Annotated in this window: 15 protein-coding genes and 1 pseudogene; 8 read left to right on the top strand and 8 right to left on the bottom strand. The window is 68.6% G+C overall.

From position 1 onward, the window contains the following. Positions 1-185: 185 nt before the first annotated feature. A pseudogene (locus LFM09_RS04325) lies at positions 186-650 on the bottom strand (hypothetical protein); the annotation flags it as partial. A gap of 41 nt (positions 651-691) precedes the next feature. Further along, positions 692-1264, bottom strand: coding sequence for a TetR/AcrR family transcriptional regulator (locus tag LFM09_RS04320; RefSeq protein WP_414094929.1), 573 nt, complete (start codon positions 1262-1264; stop codon positions 692-694). A 323-nt stretch (positions 1265-1587) separates the two neighbouring features. Between LFM09_RS04320 and LFM09_RS04315 the strand changes: the two genes are divergently transcribed. The 4 genes from LFM09_RS04315 to LFM09_RS04300 all read left to right on the top strand — a co-directional run bounded on the left by LFM09_RS04315 (position 1588) and on the right by LFM09_RS04300 (position 7181). After that, the gene (locus tag LFM09_RS04315; protein WP_414094928.1) at positions 1588-2376 is read left to right on the top strand and encodes an SGNH/GDSL hydrolase family protein; all 789 of its coding nucleotides are present in this window, start codon (positions 1588-1590) and stop codon (positions 2374-2376) included. A gap of 139 nt (positions 2377-2515) precedes the next feature. Next, complete coding sequence (locus LFM09_RS04310; RefSeq protein ID WP_414094927.1) at positions 2516-4105, top strand: carboxyl transferase domain-containing protein; 1590 nt, start codon at positions 2516-2518, stop codon at positions 4103-4105. Positions 4106-4107: 2 nt separating this feature from the next. Then, positions 4108-6024 carry an acetyl/propionyl/methylcrotonyl-CoA carboxylase subunit alpha gene (locus LFM09_RS04305; RefSeq protein WP_414094926.1) on the top strand — a complete coding sequence of 639 codons (1917 nt, stop codon included), beginning with the start codon at positions 4108-4110 and terminating at the stop codon, positions 6022-6024. A 5-nt stretch (positions 6025-6029) separates the two neighbouring features. Then, a complete protein-coding gene (locus LFM09_RS04300; RefSeq protein ID WP_414094925.1) occupies positions 6030-7181 on the top strand; it encodes an acyl-CoA dehydrogenase family protein in 1152 nt (383 codons plus the stop codon). Between the two features lie 540 nt (positions 7182-7721). Here the strand turns inward: LFM09_RS04300 and LFM09_RS04295 are convergent. Then, positions 7722-9257, bottom strand: a complete 1536-nt coding sequence (locus LFM09_RS04295) for an acyl-CoA dehydrogenase family protein (protein ID WP_414094924.1) — start codon at positions 9255-9257, stop codon at positions 7722-7724. Positions 9258-9324: 67 nt separating this feature from the next. Further along, positions 9325-11952 carry an ATP-binding protein gene (locus tag LFM09_RS04290; RefSeq protein ID WP_414094923.1) on the bottom strand — a complete coding sequence of 876 codons (2628 nt, stop codon included), beginning with the start codon at positions 11950-11952 and terminating at the stop codon, positions 9325-9327. Positions 11953-12012: 60 nt separating this feature from the next. Between LFM09_RS04290 and LFM09_RS04285 the strand changes: the two genes are divergently transcribed. From LFM09_RS04285 to LFM09_RS04275, 3 genes are all read left to right on the top strand, one after another. Continuing rightward, the gene (locus LFM09_RS04285; protein WP_414095154.1) at positions 12013-13341 is read left to right on the top strand and encodes an FAD-binding oxidoreductase; all 1329 of its coding nucleotides are present in this window, start codon (positions 12013-12015) and stop codon (positions 13339-13341) included. Continuing rightward, positions 13342-14574, top strand: coding sequence for a class I SAM-dependent methyltransferase (locus tag LFM09_RS04280; RefSeq protein ID WP_414094922.1), 1233 nt, complete (start codon positions 13342-13344; stop codon positions 14572-14574). A gap of 106 nt (positions 14575-14680) precedes the next feature. Further along, a complete protein-coding gene (locus LFM09_RS04275; RefSeq protein ID WP_414094921.1) occupies positions 14681-15898 on the top strand; it encodes an ATP-binding protein in 1218 nt (405 codons plus the stop codon). On the opposite strand, the gene LFM09_RS04270 is transcribed toward LFM09_RS04275, so the two are convergent. Continuing rightward, entirely contained in the window at positions 15895-17241 is a 1347-nt protein-coding gene (locus tag LFM09_RS04270; RefSeq protein WP_414094920.1) for a M20/M25/M40 family metallo-hydrolase, read from the bottom strand. The two genes, LFM09_RS04275 and LFM09_RS04270, sit on opposite strands and share 4 nt — an antisense overlap. 39 nt (positions 17242-17280) lie before the next feature. Beyond that, the gene (locus LFM09_RS04265; RefSeq protein ID WP_414094919.1) at positions 17281-17886 is read right to left on the bottom strand and encodes a hypothetical protein; all 606 of its coding nucleotides are present in this window, start codon (positions 17884-17886) and stop codon (positions 17281-17283) included. A 53-nt stretch (positions 17887-17939) separates the two neighbouring features. Here LFM09_RS04265 and LFM09_RS04260 point away from each other — a divergent pair, with 53 nt between their 5' ends. Next, positions 17940-18395, top strand: coding sequence for a MarR family winged helix-turn-helix transcriptional regulator (locus tag LFM09_RS04260; RefSeq protein ID WP_414094918.1), 456 nt, complete (start codon positions 17940-17942; stop codon positions 18393-18395). On the opposite strand, the gene LFM09_RS04255 is transcribed toward LFM09_RS04260, so the two are convergent. Beyond that, the gene (locus tag LFM09_RS04255) at positions 18392-19225 is read right to left on the bottom strand and encodes a S1C family serine protease (RefSeq protein WP_414094917.1); all 834 of its coding nucleotides are present in this window, start codon (positions 19223-19225) and stop codon (positions 18392-18394) included. The two genes, LFM09_RS04260 and LFM09_RS04255, sit on opposite strands and share 4 nt — an antisense overlap. Positions 19226-19291: 66 nt before the next feature. Further along, the gene (locus tag LFM09_RS04250; protein WP_414094916.1) at positions 19292-21322 is read right to left on the bottom strand and encodes a putative bifunctional diguanylate cyclase/phosphodiesterase; all 2031 of its coding nucleotides are present in this window, start codon (positions 21320-21322) and stop codon (positions 19292-19294) included. Positions 21323-21478: the final 156 nt, after the last annotated feature.

Below are 21478 nucleotides of genomic sequence, written 5' to 3'. Positions count from 1 at the left end.
CGGCGCCGGCCGTGCAGGCGCGCCAGCAGGAGGAACACCACGATCGCGCTGCCGAACGCCCACGCCACCACGGGTTCGTGCCCAGGCGGCCCCCACCGCTGCCGCCACGAGTTGAACTTGAGCCCCATCGCATAGGTCTCGGCGACCGCGTGGCAGGTCTGCTCGGCGCTGCGGGGGTTCACCCGGCACTGCGTGTGCAGGTCCGCGGCGAGCCGGTCGTCCAACGCCTTGCGCGCGTCCTGCCCGAGCGGATGTCCCTTGTGCTCGGCGTAGCGCAGCAGGTCGTAGCCCAGGTCGTGCGCGCGGCAGGCGGTGCTGAAGTCCCACTCGGTGTCGCCGGCCGGCCCCGAACACCCGCCGCCGGCGTCGACCGCCCGCAGCGTCCCGTCCGGCGCCTGCACCGTCTTGGGATTGCGCCCGGTCTCGCGTGCGAAGTCCGACGGGAGGTTCAGCCGCGGGTCGTGGGTCGCGGACGGCGCCGCGAACGCCTTGACGGCGTTGGCCGCGGCGACCACGTCACCGTTCTGCGGCACCCCGTCGTCGCCGTTCGCCGGGCGTGAGGCGATCACCCCGCAGACGAACACCGCGAGCGTGATCACCGTGAACCGGAACCAGGCCGGGAGCCGGAGGAGGAGTGTGCGCGCGCCCATTGTCGCGTCAGGTTACGGAACGGTCTCGGCTGATCGCCAATCTACGAGGTCACAACCGCGGGCGTGAGCGAGGCGAGTGCCATTCGCGCCAGCAGCGCGGCCATCTGGTCGCGGTCGAGGTGCGCGCTGTGCGGGGTCGAGTTGATCAACCCGAACACCGCGTGCGCCGCCGCCCGCGCGGTCGGTTCGTCGAAGTCCGGCACGGTCCGCCGGATCGTCTCGACCCACACCTCGACGTAGCGGCGCTGTAACGCCCGCACGCGCCTGCGGTCCGGGTCGGTGAGGTTCGCGAGGTTGCGCATCTGCACGGTGATCAGCGCGGGGTCGTCCAGTGCGAAATCGACGTGCCAGCCGACCAGTTCCCGCAACGCCTCCTCGGCGGTCGACGCGGCGTCCACGCGTGACTGGCCGCCGTCCAGCAGCCGCTCGGAGATCGACGTCAGCATCTCGCCGAGCATCGCGTCCTTGCTGCGGAAGTGCCGGTAGAGCGCCGGGCCGGAGATTCCGACGGCCGCGCCGATGTCGTCGATGCCCACCCCGTGGAAGCCGTGCCGGGCGAACAGTTCCGCCGCGGCGTTGAGGATCTGGTCCCGACGTGAGGGTTTCTCGGCCACACCGGGAGGTTAGCAGGCGTTTACCTAGGCCGAGTCCGGCAAATCCGTCCGCGACAGTCGCGCCCGAGGGGCGTTCTGACGGCACCGCCGCGACCCCCGAACACGCCCGGTATGAGGGGGACGCGGCGGCACCGTCAGAACACCTCTCGGACGTGACTCTCATCGAACGGATTTGCCGGACGCGGCCTCGCCCGATGGGTGGAATCTCCGCAGGTGCAAGCCCTGAATGTTGACTCTTCACGAATACTTCACACGGGTCTTACTCGTGGGTAACCATTGGCGTGCAATGCATCACATCCCTGCGGCCCCTTCGGGAGTCTTCGATGCGTCCTGCTCACTTCCTCGCCTCGGTGGTCACCGCCGCCGCGGCCGTCATCGCCCTCGCCAATCCCGCGAGCGCGGCACCCGTCAACTACGTCGCGCTCGGCGACTCGTACGCCTCCGGGCTCGGGACCGGCAGTTATGACGGTTCCAGCGGCAGCTGCAAGCGCGGCCCGCTCGCCTATCCGGCGCTCTGGGCGGCGGCGACGGCGCCCGCGAGCTTCAAGTCCGTCGCCTGCTCCGGCGCCCGAACATCCGACGTGCTCAACGGCCAGGTGGCGGCGCTGTCGGCGTCGACCACGCTGGTCACCCTCCAGGTCGGCGGGAACGACGCCGGCTTCACCGACGTGATCACGACCTGCACGTTCGGTTCGGACCAGGACTGCGTCAACCGGGTGAACCAGTCGAAGTCCTACATCCAGAACACGCTGCCCGGGCTCCTCGACAACGTCTACAGCTCCGTGAAGTCGAAGGCGCCCTCGGCTCGGGTCGTCGTCCTGGGGTACCCACGTATCTACAAGGTGCCCGGCACGTGCAACGTCGGGCTGAGCGACACCAAGCGGGCCGCGATCAACTCGGGTTCCGACGCGCTGCACGCGGGCATCAGTGCGCGGGCCGGCGCGGCCGGGTTCAGCTACATCGACGTGCGGCCCGCGTTCACCGGGCACGAGATCTGCTCGTCGAGCTGGTGGCTGAACAGCCTCAGCTGGCCGGTCGAGGAGTCGTACCACCCGAACCGCGCCGGTCATCAGAGCGGCTACCTGCCCGCGTTGCGGGCGGTCGTCGGTTAGGTTGATTCCGGAACGTGAGAGTGCCTGATGTGGTGCTTGACCTGCGTTCTGGTCACTCTCCAGCTGTTCCGGTGGACCACTAGGTGAGCGGGCGTTAACATGAGGAAGTTAACGCCCGCTAACCTGAGGTCTGGGGAGCATGGACGCACCGGTCCTGCGCAGCGCCGCCGAGCCATCGGACCGCTACGCCAAGGAGCACACCGCGCTCGTCGACGAGCTGCGCGGCAAGCTCGCCACCGCCGCACTCGGCGGCCCTGAGAAGGCACGTCAGCGCCACGTCGACCGCGGCAAGCTGCTGCCGCGTGAGCGCGTGGACACGCTGGTCGACCCCGGCTCGCCGTTCCTGGAGCTGTCGCCGCTGGCCGCGAACGGCATGTACGGCGACGAGGCACCGGCCGCGGGCATCATCACCGGCGTCGGGCGGGTCTCCGGCCGTGAGTGCGTGATCGTCGCGAACGACGCCACGGTCAAGGGCGGCACCTACTACCCGATCACGGTCAAGAAGCACCTGCGCGCGCAGGAAGTGGCGTTGCAGAACAACCTGCCGTGCGTCTACCTGGTCGACTCCGGCGGCGCGTTCCTGCCCAAGCAGGACGACGTGTTCCCGGACCGCGAGCACTTCGGCCGGATCTTCTACAACCAGGCCACGATGTCGGCGCGCGGCATCCCGCAGATCGCCGCCGTGCTGGGCTCGTGCACCGCGGGTGGCGCGTACGTGCCGGCGATGAGCGACGAGGCGATCATCGTGCGGAACCAGGGCACGATCTTCCTCGGAGGTCCGCCGCTGGTGAAGGCCGCGACCGGTGAGGTTGTCAGCGCTGAGGATCTTGGCGGCGGCGACCTGCACTCGCGCACGTCCGGCGTCACGGACCACCTCGCGGAGAACGACGCGCACGCGCTCAGGATGGTCCGCTCGATCATCTCGACGCTCGGCCCGCGCGTGCAGCGGCCGTGGGACGTCGCGCCGGTCGAGGCCCCGGCCGTCACCGACGATCTTTTCGGTGTGGTGCCGACGGATTCCCGGACGCCCTACGACGTGCGCGAGGTGATCGCGCGGGTCGTGGACGGCTCGAAGTTCCAGGAGTTCAAGAAGGAGTACGGCGCGACGCTCGTGACCGGCTTCGCGCGCATCCACGGGCACCCGGTCGGGATCGTCGCCAACAACGGCATCCTGTTCGGTGAGTCCGCGGTGAAGGGCGCGCACTTCATCCAGCTGTGCGACAAGCGGTCCATCCCGCTGGTGTTCCTGCAGAACATCACCGGCTTCATGGTCGGCCGCGAGTACGAGGCGGGCGGCATCGCCAAGCACGGCGCCAAGATGGTGACCGCGGTGGCCTGCGCCCGCGTCCCGAAGTTCACCGTGATCATCGGTGGCAGCTTCGGCGCCGGCAACTACTCGATGTGCGGCCGGGCGTACTCGCCGCGGTTCCTGTGGATGTGGCCGAACGCCCGCATCTCCGTCATGGGTGGCGAGCAGGCGGCTTCGGTGCTCGCGACGGTTCGTCGCGACCAGCTGGGCGACTCCTGGTCCGCTGACGACGAGGAGGCGTTCAAGGCTCCGATCCGTCAGCAGTACGAGGACCAGGGCAACCCGTACTACTCGACCGCACGGCTGTGGGACGACGGCGTGATCGACCCGCGCGACACCCGCATGGTGCTCGGGCTGGCGTTGTCCTCCGCGGCGAACGCCCCCATCGACGATGTTTCCTACGGCGTCTTCCGGATGTGATCATGTTCGACAGCGTTCTGGTGGCGAACCGCGGGGAGATCGCGGTCAGGGTGATCCGCGCGTTGCGGTCGCTCGGGATTCGTTCCGTCGCCGTGTACTCCGACGCGGACGCCGAGGCGTTGCACGTCCGGCTGGCCGACGAGGCCGTGCGGATCGGGCCCGCGGCGGCTCGCGAGAGCTACCTGTCCATCGAGAAGATCGTCGCGGCCGCTGTTTCCACTGGCGCCCAGGCGATTCACCCCGGTTACGGCTTCCTGGCCGAGAACACGGCGTTCGCGGCCGCCTGCGCCGAAGCGGGGATCGTGTTCGTCGGACCGCCCGCGTCGGCGATCGACGCGATGGGCGACAAGATCCGCGCGAAGCTGACCGTGTCGGCGGCCGGTGTGCCTGTTGTTCCTGGGCGGACAAAAGAAGGCATGTCGGACGACGAGATCGTCGACGCCGCGCTGGAGATCGGTTTTCCGGTGCTGCTCAAGCCTTCCGCGGGCGGTGGCGGCAAGGGCATGCGGCTGGTGCACGAAGAATCCGCGCTGCGTGAGGCCATCGAGTCGGCACGGCGGGAGGCGCGCGGGTCGTTCGGTGACGACACGCTGCTGATCGAGCGGTTCATCACGAACCCGCGGCACATCGAGATCCAGGTCCTCGCCGACTCGCACGGCAACGTGATCCACCTCGGTGAGCGCGAGTGCAGCCTGCAGCGCCGGCACCAGAAGATCATCGAAGAGGCACCGTCGCCGTTCCTCACGCCCGAGGTGCGCGACGCGATGGGTTCAGCGGCCGTCGACGCGGCCAAGTCCTGCGGTTACGTCGGCGCGGGCACCGTCGAGTTCATCGTGGACGGTTCGACCGGCGACTACTTCTTCATGGAGATGAACACCCGGCTGCAGGTCGAGCACCCGGTGACCGAGATGGTCACCGGCGTCGACCTGGTCGAGTGGCAGCTCCGCGTGGCTTCCGGTGAGGTGCTGGATCTCGAGGTCGAGTTGACCGGCCACTCGGTCGAGGCTCGTGTCTACGCCGAGGACCCGTCGCGCGGCTTCCTGCCGACCGGCGGGCGGGTGCTGGCACTCGGCGAACCCACGTCCGTCCGCGTGGATTCTGGTCTGTACGAAGGACTTGTCGTCGGCTCGGACTACGACCCGATGCTCGCCAAGGTGATCGCGCACGGCCGCACCCGCGAGGAAGCGTTGCGGCGCCTGGATCACGCTCTCGGTCAGATGGTGCTGCTCGGCGTCACGACGAACATCCCGTTCCTGCGGGCACTTCTGCGGGATCCCGACGTGCGTTCCGGAGCGCTGGACACCGGTCTGGTCGAGCGGAAGCTGGACTCGTTGACCTCGACCGAGATCCCGGACGAGGTGTACGTGGCGGCCGGCCTGGAACGGTCCCTGGAGCCGCGCGGCGACGACCCGTGGGACCAGCTGTCCGGCTGGCGCGTCGGCGAGCACGCGTGGACGACCTGGCGGATCAACGACGTCGACGTGCGCGTTCGTGGCGACGAAGTCGTTGTGGGCGCTGGAGAACCGGTCCGCGCGCGGGCTCGCCGTGAAGGCGCCGATCTGCTGGTCGGCTCGCGCCGGTACGCGATGGCGCGCGACGGCGATGTGCTGTGGCTCGGTCACGACGGCGCCTCCTGGGCGTTGACCGAGGCCGAGTTCCTGGTGGGCGCCGCCGCGGGTGGCGCCGCCGCCTCCGGTGGTCCGGTGAAGTCGCCGATGCCCGGCACCGTGCTGGTGGTGCGGGCCCGCAACGGCGAGGAAGTGACCGCCGGTCAAGCGTTGTTCGTGGTCGAGGCCATGAAGATGGAGCACACCGTGACCGCACCGGTCGACGGCGTGCTCACCGAACTGAACGTGCAAGCAGGTCAGCAGGTCGCACTCGACCAGGTGCTGGCCGTCGTCGTCTCTCACGAGGAGTGACACAGATGTTGGACTTCCGGCTCCCGAGCGAGTACGAGGACCTGCGCAAGACCGTAGAGGAGTTCGCCCGCGACGAGGTGGCCCCGGTCATCGGCGAGTACTACGAGCGCACCGAGTTCCCGTACCCGATCATCGCCAAGATGGGGCAGATGGGCCTGTTCGGCCTGCCTTTCCCCGAGGACTTCGGCGGCATGGGCGGTGACTACTTCGCCCTCTGCCTGACGCTGGAGGAGCTCGCCCGCGTCGACTCGTCGGTCGCGATCACCCTGGAGGCCGCGACCTCGTTGGGCGCCATGCCGGTCTACCGCTTCGGCACCGACGAGCAGAAGGCCGAGTGGCTGCCCTCGCTGACCTCCGGCGAGAAGCTCGGCGCGTTCGGCCTGACCGAGCCGGGCAGCGGTTCGGACGCGGGTGCTCTCGCGACGACCGCGCGACTCGACGGCGACGAGTGGGTCATCAACGGCACCAAGGCGTTCATCACGAACTCCGGCACCGACATCACCGGCCTGGTGACCGTCGCCGCCGTGACGGGCACCCTGCCGGACGGCCGCAAGGAGATCTCGTCGATCATCGTCCCGTCGGGCACGCCGGGCTTCACGGTGTCGAAGAAGTACTCCAAGGTCGGCTGGTGCGCCTCGGACACCCGCGAACTGTCGTTCCAGGACTGCCGGGTGCCCGCCGCGAACCTGCTCGGCACCCGCGGCCGCGGTTTCGCCCAGTTCCTGCGCACGTTGGACGAGGGCCGCGTCGCGATCGCCGCGCTGTCGGTCGGCCTGGCCCAGGGCTGCGTCGACGAGTCGGTGCGCTACGCCCACGAGCGTGAGACGTTCGGCGCGAAGATCGGTACGTACCAGGCGATCCAGTTCAAGATCGCCGAGATGGAGGCCCGCGCCCACACCGCGCGGCTGGCCTACTACGAGGCCGCGTCCCGGATGCTGCGCGGCGAGCCGTTCAAGAAGCAGGCGGCCATCGCGAAGCTGGTCGCGTCCGAGGCGGCGATGGACAACGCCCGCGACGCCACGCAGATCTTCGGCGGCTACGGCTTCATGAACGAGTACCCGGTCGGCCGGTTCTACCGCGACGCCAAGATCCTGGAGATCGGCGAGGGCACTTCCGAGGTGCAGAAGATGCTGATCGCCCGCGAACTGGGCCTCTGAGTGGGCATTCGTGCTCGCACGGAATAGCCCAGTTGGGCCGATCTGAGTAAGTGAACCGGAACTGCCGCCTCAATTCGCTGAGCCCGGCTACCGCCATCTGCCTTCCGCACGAGTGTGAGGGTGCAGATGAGAGGTAGCCGGCCAGAACCGGTCTTTCCCGGATTGCGAGAGCTCCTCGCAGTCATGCGGGCTCTGTGAAGTGGTCGGTGACCAGCCACTTCCGCTCCTCTGCCTGGAAGTGAAGCCAGCCCGACGGCATCTCTGCGCACGTTGGAGGCGAAGCTCGACGCGGGTTCTCCGGCAATTCCGCACGCCTATGTCGACGTGTCCGCGGCACGGTCGCGCAGGAGTTCCGCGAGCTGAAGTTCCACGGTGCCGCCGGGCGCACGGGCTTCAGCACGTCACGGGTGGTGAGCGGCGCAACCTCACGATCCTGGAGGTCTCCGACATCCACGACTTCGGCCGGCAACCCGTGTGCGTCTACCTGACCGGCGACCTGTACGGCGAGGACTCGCCGTTCCAGGCCAACGGTTGTCCCGCTCAGAGCTTCGGCACAGCGCGGTCGATGATCGCGGCGAAGTCGGTGGTCTTGGGCAGCGTGCCGAACGCGACTCCCCAGTCACCGCCGAGCCGTGAGCCGACGAACGCGTCCGCGACCGCAGGGTGTCCGTGCTTGACCAACAGGGCACTTTGCAGGATCAACGCCATCTTCTCGACGACCCGACGCGCCTGCGATTCGTCCACATCGGACAACGCCGTGCCGAGCTCGTTGAGCGCCTTGTCGATCCGCGGGTCGACGCCCGTGACAACGGCGAGGAACTCCTGCACCGACTCGGGTTCCTTCTTCATCGCGCGCAGGACGTCCAGCGCGGCGACGTTGCCGGAGCCTTCCCAGATCGACATCAGCGGCGACTCCCGGAACAGCCGCGGCATCCCGCTGTCCTCGATGTACCCGTTGCCGCCCAGGCACTCCAACGCCTCGGCCGCGTGCACCGGCCCGCGCTTGCACACCCAGTACTTGGTGACCGCGAGCCCGAGCCGCGGCCGGTGCTCCGCCAGCCACATCGCGGCGGTGGTCGCCGCCTCGGACTCGACCGCGAGGTCCGCCAGCACGTTCCGCATCGCCGGCTGGTCGATCAGGTACTTCCCGAACGCCTTGCGGTGCGCGGCGTGGTGCGCGGCCTGCCTGAGCCCGGCGCGCATGCCTGCTGCCGACCCGAGCACGCAGTCCAGCCGGGTCATGTTGACCATCTCGATGATCGTCCGCACGCCGCGGCCCTCGTCACCGATCCGCCAGGCGAACGCCTCGTCGTACTCGATCTCGGCGGACGCGTTGGACTTGTTGCCCAGCTTGTCCTTGAGCCGCTGCAGGAAGAACCGGTTGCGGGTGCCGTCCGGCAGCACCCGCGGCACCAGGAAGCACGTCAGTCCGCCGGGTGCCTGGGCGAGCGTGAGGAACACGTCGGACATCGGCGCCGAGGTGAACCACTTGTGCCCGGTCAGCACGTACCCGTCCTGGACCGGCTTCGCGACCGTGGTGTTCGCCCGCACGTCCGAGCCGCCCTGCTTCTCGGTCATGGACATGCCGGCGATCAGGCCCTGCTTGGTGAGCGGCGCCCGGAGCCCGAAGTCGTAGCTCCGCGCGGTCAGCATGGGTTCGTAGATCCCGGCCAGCTCCGGTGCGACGCGCAACGCGGGCACCGAGGCGTAGGTCATCGAGATCGGGCAGCCGTGGCCGGCCTCGACCTGCGACCACACGTAGAACTTCGCGGCACGCTGAAGGTGCTCGCCGTCCACGTACGCATGGAGGCCGTGCGACACGGCGACGTTCATCAGCTCGTGCCACGCCGGGTGGAACTCGACCTCGTCGACCCGGTTCCCGTACCGGTCGTGCGTGTGCAGCACCGGCGGGTAGGCGTTCGCGAGCCGGCCGTGCTCCTGCCACTCGGCACTGCCCGCGAGCCTGCCCAGCGCGTGCACGTCGGCGTCGTCGACCCACGCGAGCAGCGCCGGGTCGTCCGCGACGTCGTGACCGGTCAGCGGCGGAACCTGGTTGGTCACCTCGTGCGTAGCCATGCCTCGCACGCTACTACTCATCAGTAACTTTCGGCAGTCCCGAGGACCGGCCGCAGCGCGCCGAGCGTCAACCGATCTGTGCGGCCTGCCGGGCGTAGAACTCGTGGTCCGGGTGGATCTCGGCCAGCACCTTCAACGCCTTGTGCTCCAGCAGCCGATAACCGGAGGTGCGCGCGATGGTGAGGCCCTGCAGCACGTCGGGGACGGTGCGCCTGGCGATCAGCGCCGCCGCCTCCGCGTGCCGGTAGCCGGCCTCGCGCGCGGCGGCGACCGCCCTGTCCAGGTGCTCGGCTGCGGCTTCCGGCTGCCCCCGGCGCACCGCCAGCGCGCCCAGCGCCACCCGGACGTCCGCCTCGAACGCCGGATCGCCCATGTCCCGCGCGAGGGTCAGCGCCTCCTCGCCGTGCTGTGCCGCCAGCTCGTGCTCACCCATCGCGGTGTGCACCGTGGCCAGGTCGCTCAACGCGGACGACAGGTGCGCCGTCATGTTCTGCTCCCGGGCCTCCACGATGAAACGGCTGAGGTTGTCGGCCGCCTCCTCGTACCTGCCGAGGTCGCGGAGCGTGCCACCGCACACGGCCAGGTAGAACATCGAGTAGTAGTGCCTGCCGTGCGCTGCGGCCAGTTCGTGCGCCTTCATCAGGTACCGGAGGGACTCCTCCAACCGGTTCTGCATCCAGCACGTCGTGCCGAGCGAGAAGTACTGCGAGGCCAGCATGTCGTCGAGGCCGATCGCCGCCGTGAGCTCCGACGACTCGGTGTAGCAGGCCAGCGCCCTGTCCACGTCGCCCTCCTCGCGCAGGACGTCGCCCAGCACGTGCAGCAGCCGGACCCGTGCCTCCGGCCACGCCGTCCTGAGCGACTCGGTGAGGATGTCCGCCGCCTGGCGCAGCCTGCCGCTGCTCGCGTGCCCTGCGGCGATGCCGAGGTGGCCGACCTGCAGACCCTGCTCGTCGTTCGCGGCGGTCGCGGTCTCCAGCGCTGACTCGGCCATCGCGACCTGCTCCGCGGTGTGCCGCCCGATCTTCAGGTACGTGTGCATCCGGTCCAGCAGCAGGTAGCGCACCCGTCCGGGCGCCTGGGCGGCCACGGCGACGACGTTCGCGCGCTCGTTGTCCAGCCAGTCCGCCGCACTCGACGGCAGCGGCACCTCGGTGCCCCGCTCGAGCAGCATCTTCTCCGGGGCGATGCTGAGCGCCGCGGTGTAGGTCGCGTCCAGGTACCAGCGGTGGAGCCTGTCCAGCGCCTGCTCCCGCGCCTGAGCCGAGTCGTCGGTCTGTGCCCGGCCGAACGCGTACAGCCGCAACAGGTCGTGCAGGCGATAGCGGCCGGGTTGTGGCTGTTCGACCAGGTTGGCGGCGTGCAACACGTCGAGCGAGCCCTCGGCGAGTGCCGCCGCCGACTCCGCGGTGAAGTCGAGGCCCGCGAGCAGCCCGAGCCTGCGGAAGAGCGTGCGGTGTTCGTCGTCCAGTGCGAGGTAGGACAGGTCGAACGCGGCTCGGACGGCCGCCTGCTCGTCGTCGTCGATCACGAGTGCGGCGAGGCGGTTCTGCTCGCGCAGGTCGGCCACGGTGTCCGCGAGGAACTCCCCGGCGTTGGCCGCCGCGATCCGCAGCGCCAGCGGCAGGTACCCGCACAGCCGCGCCAGTTCACGTGCCGCGGCGAGGTCGATGTCGTCACCCAGCACGCGCCGCAGCAGCGCGACGGCTTCCTGCTCGGTCATCACGTCGAGGAACAGCGGGACGGCGTCGAGGTCCACGAGCCGGTTGCGGCTGGTGATGAGGCACGTGGACGAGCCTCCCGGCAGCAGCGGCCGGACCTGGTCGGCGTGGGCGGCGTTGTCCAGCAGGACCAGCATCCGCCGGTCGGCCATCAGCGACCGGTACAGCTTCGACTGCTCGGCCTCACCGAGCGGCACGTGCTGCGCCTTCACGCCGAGCGCCCGCAGGAACTGGGTGAGCACGTCGGACGGCGCCAGCGGCCGGTCCTGGGGGTCGAACCCGCGCAGGTTGACGTACAGCCGCCCGTCGGGGAAGCGCGCCACCTCGGAGTGGCCGAAGTGCAGTGCCAGCGCGGTCTTGCCGACACCCGCGATGCCGTCGATGGCGGTGATCAGCACGGTGCCGGAGCGGTCGGCGAGCTCGCGCAGCTGGTCGTCCCTGCCGGTGAATCCCGGGATCGCGGCCGGCAGCTGGTGCGGAACCTGTGCGGGTGCGGCAACCGTTTTCCCGGCTGCGTCGAACTCGTCCTGCACGGCCCGGCGCTCGTAGCCGAGTGCGGCGCGCACTCCGTTCCACAGCGGTGTTCCCGGCAGGTCGCGCAGGGCGTCGTCCTGCCAGAGCTCCAGAGCGGACTCGAGCAGGGCGGGGTCGGGCAGGGTGCGTGCTTCGGCAACGAGCCGGCGGAACCGGTGGAGGTCGACGAGGTGGGGGTCGACCTCGATCGAGTACGTCTGGCCGACCGTGGTGACGGCCAGCTCCGGCACGTCCTTGAGCGCTTTCCGCAACCGGAACACCTGGGTGCGCAGCGCGACCTCCGGACCGGTCGGCAGATCGTCGTCCCAAATCGCGGACAGCAACCTCGACTGCGGCACAGCCCGTCCCGGTTCGAGCAGCAGAGCCGCCAGCAGACGGCGTTGCCGATCGGTGAGCGAAACGCCCTCGACGGTCAAATGCCCCAGCAGTTGTACCCGCACGCATCTATTGAACAGGAGACCATTGGCCCATTAGGACGTTTGGGCGTGCCAACGGCGTTGATGCGGAATAACGTCGTTCTCGTGAGTGACCATGGGCACAGCTCGGCCGTGGCTGCGTTGAGTGCGCAGTACGCCGCGATGCGCGAAGGTGCGCCGGTGCGGCTCGCGAAGAAGACGTCGAACCTGTTCCGGTTCCGCGCCGATCAGTCGGGCGGGTTGGACGTCGGCAGGTTCGACCGGGTGCTGGCGGTGGACCCGGTCGGACGCACCGCACAGGTGCAGGGCATGACCACCTACGAGAACCTCGTCGCCGCAACGCTGCGCCACGGCCTGATGCCGCTGGTGGTGCCGCAGCTCAAGACCATCACGATCGGTGGTGCGGTGGCAGGACTCGGCATCGAGTCCACCTCCTTCCGCAACGGCCTGCCGCACGAGTCCGTGCGCGAGCTGGAGATCCTCACCGGTGACGGCGAGGTCGTCGTCGCGAAACCGGACGACGACCTGTTCCGAGCGTTCCCGAACTCGTACGGGACTCTCGGTTACGCGCTGCGGCTGGAGATCGAGCTGGAACCGGTCCGTCAGTACGTGCGGCTGCGGCACGTGCCTTTCGGCTCCTTCGCCGAATGCGCCGCGGTCATCGAGGAGGTCTGCTCGGACGGCTCGGCGGACTTCGTCGACGGCACGGTGTTCTCACGAGGTGAGATGTACCTGACGCTGGGCCACTACGCCGACATCGCGCCGTACACGTCCGACTACACAGGCAACCAGATCTACTACCGGTCCATCCAGAAACGGCGCACGGACCACCTGACGATCCACGACTACCTGTGGCGCTGGGACACCGACTGGTTCTGGTGCTCACGTGCGTTCGGCGCCCAGAACCCGGTGGTGCGCCGGATGTGGCCGAAGCGCTACCTGCGCTCGGACGTCTACCGGAAACTCGTGGCCAAGCACCGGCAGGTACGGCCCCGGGTCGACGTCGAACCGGTGATCCAGGACGTGGAGATCCCGGTTTCCGCCCTGCCGGACTTCCTCGACTTCTTCGACCGAGAGATCGGCATCTCGCCGGTGTGGCTGTGCCCGGTTCGCTTGCGCGACAACACGGGCTGGCCGCTCTACCCGATGGACGCGGACACGTTGTACGTCAACGTCGGGTTCTGGTCGGAGGTCCCGGTGCGGCCGGGAGAACGGATGGGTGACCGCAACCGGCTGATCGAGCGCGAGGTGGCGCGGCTGGGCGGCCACAAGTCGCTGTACTCGGACTCCTACTACGAGGAGGACGAGTTCTGGCGGCACTACAACGGTTCGCACTACCGGGCCGTGAAGTCCCGGTACGACCAGACGAACCGCCTGCCCGATCTGTACGCCAAGTGTGTCAGGGGACGATGAATGCGGTTGGCCTCCATATTTCAGCGCATCACCGGTGGCAGCGACGTTCGCTTCCAGGCCTACGACGGCAGCACCGCAGGCCCTTCCGCGGCCCCGGTATCGATCGACATCAAAACACCGGAAGCCTTGTCCTACCTGGCTTCCGCACCTGGTGAGCTCGGCCTGGCGCGTGCCTACGTGACAGGTCACCTGGAGATCCTCGGCGACGTGCACGCCGGCCTCTCCCGGCTCTCCGAGTTCTCCCTGCGCGAGCTCCCGTGGCTGCAGCGCGTCGAACTGCTGCGCTTCCTCGGCCGGATCCGGTTGTCGCACAAGGTCTCCCCGCCGCCGCAGGAGACCCGTCTGCGCGGCCTGCGGCACTCCAAGGCACGCGACCAGGCCGCCATCGCCCACCACTACGACGTGTCGAACCAGTTCTACGAGTGGATCCTCGGTCCGTCGATGGCCTACACCTGCGCGGTGTACCCGTCGATCGAGTCCACTTTGGAGGAAGCGCAGTTCGAGAAGCACGACCTGGTGGCTCGCAAGCTGGGTCTGAAATCCGGCATGAAGCTGCTGGACGTCGGCTGCGGGTGGGGCGGCATGGTCATGCACGCGGCCCGTGAGTACGGGGTGCGCGCCATCGGTGTGACGCTTTCCCGCAACCAGGCCGAGTGGGCGCAGAAAGCCATTGTCTCGGCCGGGTTGGCGGATCTGGCCGAGGTGCGTCACCTCGATTACCGCGATGTGCGCGAGACCGGTTTCGACGCGGTGTCGTCGATCGGGCTGACCGAGCACATCGGAAAGGCGAAGCTGCCCGGGTATTTTTCGTCTTTGTACGGGAAGCTGAAGCCCGGCGGCCGTTTGCTGAACCACTGCATCACGCGGCCGGACAACAAGCAGCGCGCGTTGTCCGGGCCGTTCATCGACCGGTACGTGTTCCCGGACGGTGAACTGGTCGGGCCCGGTCACATCGTGTCCCAGATGCACGACACCGGGTTCGAGGTGCGGCACGAGGAGAACATCCGCGAGCACTACGCGCTGACGTTGGCCGCGTGGGGTCGCAACCTCGAGGCGCACTGGGAAGAGGCCGTGAAGGAGGTCGGGGAGGCCCGGGCTCGGGTGTGGCGGCTCTACCTGGCGGCGTCGCGGCTCGGGTTCGAGCGCAACAACATCCAGCTGCACCAGGTGCTCGGGGTGAAGCTGGACGGCACCGAGTCGCACATGCCGTTGCGCCCGGACTGGCTGTCCTGATCTTCGGCAAACCTAAGGAGTGATCTTCGGCAGATCGAAACGGTGATCTTCGGCAGATGTAAAGGCAGTAACTCGGCAGATCTAAAATGAGCGGTACGATGAGGTAGTGCGAGAAGGTATCGACTACCTGCCGCGGCGGGCGGCGGAGCGGGTGACCGATGCGATGTCGGACACCCGCGTCATCGTGGTGAACGGCGCTCGTCAGGTCGGCAAGAGCACGTTGGCCGAGAAGGTGCTGCGCGAGCACGGTGGCGTGGGACGGTTCCTCGACGACGGCGTGACTCGGGCGGCTGCCGCAGCAGACCCGTCGGCATTCGTTCAGCACGACGGCTTGATGCTGATCGACGAGGTTCAACGGGTGCCGGACCTGTGGTTGGAGATCAAGTACCTGGTCGATCGCAACCAGCGGCCGGGTCAGTTTCTGCTCACTGGTTCGGCCCGCCTCCTGGGGCTGCGCAGCTTGCCGGACGCCTTGCCGGGGCGTTCGGAAACAGTGGAGCTGTGGCCGTTCTCTCAAGGGGAGATCGACGACGCCCCGGATGGTTTCGTCGATGCGGCCTTCGCGGCAGGAGCGGAACTGCGAGCTGAGCCGAGCGAGCTGAGGAAGAAGGACTACCTGGCTCGTGCGGCCAGAGGGGGTTATCCCGAAGCGTTGCGCAGGGATAGTCCGCGTCGTCGTGCCAGGTTCTTCGACGGGTATGTCGCCGACCTGATCGCGCGTGACGTGAAGCAGGTGGCTGATGTCGAGCGAGCGAGCGACATGCGGACGCTCGTGTCGCTGTTGGCGGCGCAGACCACCGGTCTGGTGAGTTACAACCGACTGTCCGGCGATCTTGGGCTGACCGCGCCAACCGTGCGGAAGTACCTGGAGATTCTTGAGACGGTGTACCTCGTGCGCACTGTGCCGGCTTGGTCTGCCAATGCGACGACGCGGGCGGTGGCGACTCCGAAGGTGTTCTTCGTCGACTCCGGGATCGCTGCGCATCTGGGTGCGGGAGAGGGTGCATTGCTCGAGAACTTCGTACTTGGTGAGTTGGCGCGCCAGCTGACGTGGTCGGAGACGTTCGCGTCGCTGCACCACTACCGGGACCGGGACCAGTACGAGGTCGACGCGGTGTTGGAGGACAACGCTCGCCGGGTGGTCGGGATCGAGGTGAAGGCCGCGGAAACCGTGCGAGCAGAGGATTTCCGCGGCCTGCGTTTGCTGCAGCGCAAACTCGGCGACCAGTTCCACGCGGGGTTCGTGCTCTACACCGGCCGTGAGTCGTTCAGCTTCGGCAACGGCATGACCTGCCTGCCGATCTCCGCGCTCTGGACCTGTTAAGGCGCCGGCACCGGGAACGCCACCGGACTGCGCCGCCCATCAGCCCCGACCGCCCGCACCCCGAAGAACACGTTGTCCTTCGAAAGATCCACGGTGTGCGCGCCAACGACGCCGACCGGGATCCGATGCGTCCAGTCCGGCGCCTCTGTCGGTCGCCACACGACCTCGTACCCGGCCGCCGCCGGATCGACGTCCCACACCAGGTCCGTCTCGTTGGTGAGCCGGTTGGTCCGGATCCGCACCCCGCGAGGCGTTCCCGGCGCTGTGGCCAGTGACCACAGCACGGCGGCGTTCACGCGCGCCACCCGTGCCATGTACGCGAAGTCGCAGAACTCGACCAGATCGCCGTACTGCACGCCGTTCTCGACCCGCACGTTCTGGTGCTGGTGCGCGTAGTCCTCGTGCGGCTCGGTGAACCGCGCGGCCGGGAATCCCCGCTCCAGGAACGGGATGTGGTCGCCGCCGCGCAGGTAGCGGTCGCGCCGGTAGATCACTTCGACGGACATCCCGGTGCCGCCGAGGTCCGTGACGAACCGGGCGAGCTGGCGCGACGGCGAGTCGTTCTCGCCGCCCACCGAACGCCGGATCGCGGCCTGCTCGGGGGTCTCCGAGGTCGGCACGCCTTCCGCGAACAGGCGCACCACCCGTGACGCTGAAGCAGGGGCCGCGCCGACGATGTCGTTGGTGAACATCCCCTGCACGCCGGTCAGCTTCGACGCCAGGTGTGCCGCGCCGTACAGGCCCTGCTCCTCGCCGGCCACCGCGGCGAAGATGATCGTCGCGTCGACGTCGCGCGTTGCGAGGACCCGTGCGATCTCCATGACCGCCGCCACCCCGGACGCGTCGTCGTCGGCTCCCGGCGCGTCGCTGACCGCGTCCAACGGGTCGGACGCCCGCGAGTCGTAGTGGCCGGACACCACGTAGATCCGCTCGGGGTTCTTGCCGCCTTTCAACGTCGCCAGGACGTTGGTGATCGTCGTGGCGACCGGAATGCGAGGCGACGGCGGCTGCACGAACGACTGCAGCTCGACGGTCAGGCGACCGGGGTAGGAGCGCAGCTCGCGGAAGATCCAGTCGCGGGCGGCGCCGATGCCGCGCACCGGATCGGTCTGGCTGGACAGGGTGTGGCGGGTGCCGAACGAGACGAGCTTGCGCACGGACGCCTCGATCCGCCGCTGGTCGATCTCGCCGAGCAACCGCCGCAGCTCGCGGTCGGGTTGTTGAGGGGTGGTCGGACGTCCGGGTCCGGTGGGCCAAGCAGACGGGGACGCGTTCGCAGGGGTAACGGCCGTGACCGCGGGGCTGAGTGCTGCCGCGGCCATGAACTGTCGTCGACTGGGCATCACCCCGGTCTAGACCTGCCGGACCGACCCGCACAAGGCTCAGCCGAGCTCAGGTTTTCGGGTCAGCGCGGCGATTCCGAGCGCGAGCGGCGCGAGGTAGAGCAGGATCGGCGGCACGTTCAGCGTGGCCAGGAACAACCCGAGCACACCGGCACCGAACACCAGCGCCACGAACCCGGCCCACCGCGGCCAGACGTTCAGGACCGCGACGCCGTAGCAGAGCAGGGCGAGACCGGCGAGCACGGCGGCGACGGCCAGCAGGCCGACGGTCCACGCGTTCATCGCCACGTACCAGGACGGCACCACGCCGCCCTCCCGCGCCATCTGCACCGTCACGGTGAGCCGGAACGCCAGGTTGCCCAGCCACAGCGCGGTCGCCACCGACATCAGCACGAGCCCGGTGACCGCGACCGGGCCGCCGAGCAACCTGGTCAGCGCCCCAAGGCCGGCGAGCGTCAGCGCCGCTCCCACCGCGAACAGCACGCTCGACACCTGGTAGGCACCCAGGTTCTCGCCGATCATCCGCACGGCGTCGACCGCGCCGGCCCGCCACACCGGGAGCAACGACGGCAGCGAGGCGGCGGCGACCACCGCGAGGCCTCCGGCAGTCAGCAGAGCTCCGATGAACACCTGTTCTCGTCGCATGGCTGCTAGGATTCGCTTAAATCATTTAACAGTCAAGCCGTTTGGATATTAAGTTGGTTGAGGATCTCGGGCAGACGCTGACCCACGAGCTGATGGACCTGAGCGCGGCCGTCGACCTGATCGCGCAGGCAGCGGCGGCGAAGCTCGGCGTGCACCAGACCGACCTGATCTGCCTGCACCTGCTCGTCAGGAACGGTCCGATGAGCGCGGGGGAGGTCGCAGCAGCGCTGGGGCTCACGACGGCGGCGATCAGCACCATGGCCGGGCGGCTGGAGGCGGGCGGGTTCGCGCGCCGGGAGATGGATCCGCACGATCGGCGGCGCGTGCTGCTGCACGCCTCACCGGAGGGAACCCAGCAGGCATACGGACTCTTCGCGGGCCTCTACGACGCCGTCGGAGAAGTGGCCGCACAGCAGGAAGAGCGGGATGTGGTCCGGCTGATCGAGTTGCTCCGGTCGTACCGGCAGCTCGTCAGCGACCACACCGCCGCTCTTCGCGAGAGGGATTAACTCAGCTGGTTCACGATCTGCTTCGCCGTGTTCGACGGGATGGCGAACCCGATCCCGACGCTCCCGGCCTCACCGCTGCTCGACGCCGGTGAGTAGATCGCCGAGTTGATCCCGATCAGCTCACCGGCCGCGTTCACCAGCGCACCGCCGGAGTTGCCGGGGTTGATCGACGCGTCGGTCTGGATCGCCTGGTACGAAACGGAAGACGAGCGCCGGCCCTCACCGGGCACGGTCACCTTGCGGTCCAGCGCCGAGACGATGCCGGTGGTCACGGTGCCCTGCAGGCCGGAGGGTGAGCCGATCGCCATCACCGCGTCGCCGACCTTCACGGAACCCGAGTCCGCCCATTTGATCGGCGTGAGGTCCGAGACGCCAGAAGCCTTGATCACGGCCAAGTCGGACGACGGGTCGGTCGAGACGACGGTGGCCGGCACCTCGCGGCCGTCGTTCAGCTTCACGGTCAGCTGGCCACCTGAGGCCGCGACGACGTGGTTGTTGGTCAGGATCTGGCCGTCGGCGGTCAGGATCACGCCGGAGCCGACGCCGTTCGGGAGGTTCACCTGGACCACCGACGGCAGGACCTTCGACGCCACGGACGTCCAGTCCACAGTGGACTGGTTCAGGACCGTCTGCGCCGACACGGACGTAGAAGAAGCCGGGGTGTCCGGCGAGGCGATCACCGCGCCGGTGACACCTCCGAACAACCCCGCGACGAGTGCCGCCGCGGTGAGCATCGGGGCCGTGCGGCGCCAGAACTTCGGCGCCGGCGCAACGGCTGGCTGCGGTTCCACCAGTGACCCGCTCATCGCGGGGAAGCTCTGCTCGGTCATGACTCCACGATGGACCGCCATCATGTGAACAACCTGTGCGGAAACCCGAAAAAACCCTGATAAGAACTAGCTGAGAAGCGCGGCGACCTCGGTGGCGCACAGCGGCGGCCCGAAGTGCGATCCCTGCCCGCCGGTCACACCCAGCGCAGCCAGCCGGGACGCCTCGGCGGCAGTCCGCACGTCCTCGGCGTAAAGCGGCAGTCGCAGGACCGACGCCCACTTCAGCAGCGCCACCGCAGCGCTCTCGTCGACCCGGTTCGCGCCCGCGTCCAGGCCGTGCACGACGGCGCCGGTGAACTTCACGCCGGTCAGCGGGAGCAACCTCAGCCGGTCGACGCCGACGTTGCCGCCGTTCATCTGGTCCAGCACGAGCCCGATGCCGCGCTCGGCGAGGATCGTCAGCTCTTCCATCTGCTCGTCGTTCAGCAACGCCGGCAGGTGTTCGTGCAGCTCGAAGCGCAACTGCGAAGCGGGCAACCCCGTCCGGTCGAGCACGCGGGAGACCTCGGCGACGAGCTCGGGTTCCTGGCACAGCCGCGGCGGCAGGTCGATCGACAACGCCGGCGCCTTCGAACCCAGCGCGGAATACCACTGGCTCGCTTGGGAACAAGCCTCCGAGAGTGCCCAGTGCACGAGCCGGACGATCATGCCGTTGTCGGAGGACTGGTCGATGAACGTGTCCGGGCACAACACCCCGTGTGCCGGGTGGTTCCAGACGATCTTCGCTTCGAGCGCGAGCACCGAACCGTCGGTCAACGAGTAGATCGGCAGGTAGTCGACGCGGAACTGGCCCTCCTCCAGCGCGCCGGGGATGGAGGCGGCGAGCGCGTATCTCTCCTTGTCGCGCAGGTCCCGTTCGCGGTCGTACAACGCCCACTGCGCCTTGCCGTCGCGCTTGGCCCAGCCGACGGTGACGTCGGCGGCTCTGAGCAGGTCGACGGCGTCCCCGCCACGAGCTGCCCGCGCCACGATGCCGACGCTGGTGGTGACGCCGACGCCGTTCGCGCCGATCCAGATCGGCTCCTCCAGCCGGGCGGTGAACTCGTCGACCAGCGCGATCACGCCGCGCACGTCGCGCGGGTCCTTGATCAGGACGCCGAACTCGTCCTCGCCGATGCGCGCGACCTTGCCGACCTGCTCCGAGAACACGGCCCGCAGGTGGGTCGCGACGTGCATCAGCACCCGGTTGCCCGCCTCGTGCCCGAACGCGTCGTTCACGCCGCGGAACCCGTCGATGTCGACCTGCACGAGGGCCAGAGCCTCCGGTCCCTTCGTGCCGACCGCGCCCTCCAGCCAGCCGAGGAACTGCGCCCGGTTCGGCAGGCCGGTCTGCATGTCGTTGAGGCTCTGCCGCACGAGCTGCGTCTGCAGCGCGCGCATCTCGTTCATGTTCTCGATCATCGTGACGAAGTACGGCGGCGCGTCCTCGTCCTCGCGCACCAGCGAGATCGCCATGTGCGTCTGGATCGTCTCGCCGTCGCTGCGGATCATCCGCTTCTCGACCCGGATGTTGTCGAAGTCGGACGCGATCAGCTGCTGCGCCAGCTCCCGCAGCGCGGCCCGGTCGTCCGGGTGCACCAGGTCGCGGCCGCTCATCGTGCGCAGGTCTTCGCGCTTGTAGTCGAGCATCGCCAGCAACGACTCGTTCACGTCGATGATCTCGCCCGTCAGGCTGCTCACGACGATGCCGAACGCCGAGCTGTGGAAGATCGCCCGGAACTTCGCCTCGCTCGCCCTGACCGCGTTCTCGGCCCGGCGCATCGTGTTGATCGCGGCCGTGCGGCTGATCTCCTGCTGGTCGAGCGTGCGGTCGCGCAGACCCTCGGCGTACCCGGCGGCGAGCGCGCCGAGCTGGGCCGGCGAGACCGGCGTGTGGTCACCGAGGTACGTGAGCGTCAGCTCCAGCGTCGCGGAGGCGATGAAGTCGTTCTCCACCATGGATCGCCCGACCCGCCGAGCCTCGGCGACACCGCCCGTGAGCAACTGCTCGACGAAGCCGCCGAGCAGTTCCTCGAGCTTCTCGCGCGTGAAGTTCGCGAGAAGGGTGCTGGAGATCGCCGCCGCCCAGCGAACGGCGGGCTCTCGGCTGTCGACCATGTTCATTCAGCTCAGGTGGCCATTCGTGGGGACCGGGGTGATCCGTTGATCGATCGTCGGGCGCCAATCGATACGCCTGCGAACCCACTTCCGCCAGATTCGGTCGAACGGGTGACAGCCCCGTCCGGTACCACCACCGGGTGTGGGTCCAACGCT

This window comes from Lentzea alba, from assembly GCF_047445655.1.
Taxonomy (GTDB): domain Bacteria; phylum Actinomycetota; class Actinomycetes; order Mycobacteriales; family Pseudonocardiaceae; genus Lentzea; species Lentzea alba_A.
The sequence above is the reverse complement of the archived record's forward strand: the minus strand, read 5'-3'. Positions and strand labels throughout refer to the sequence as shown.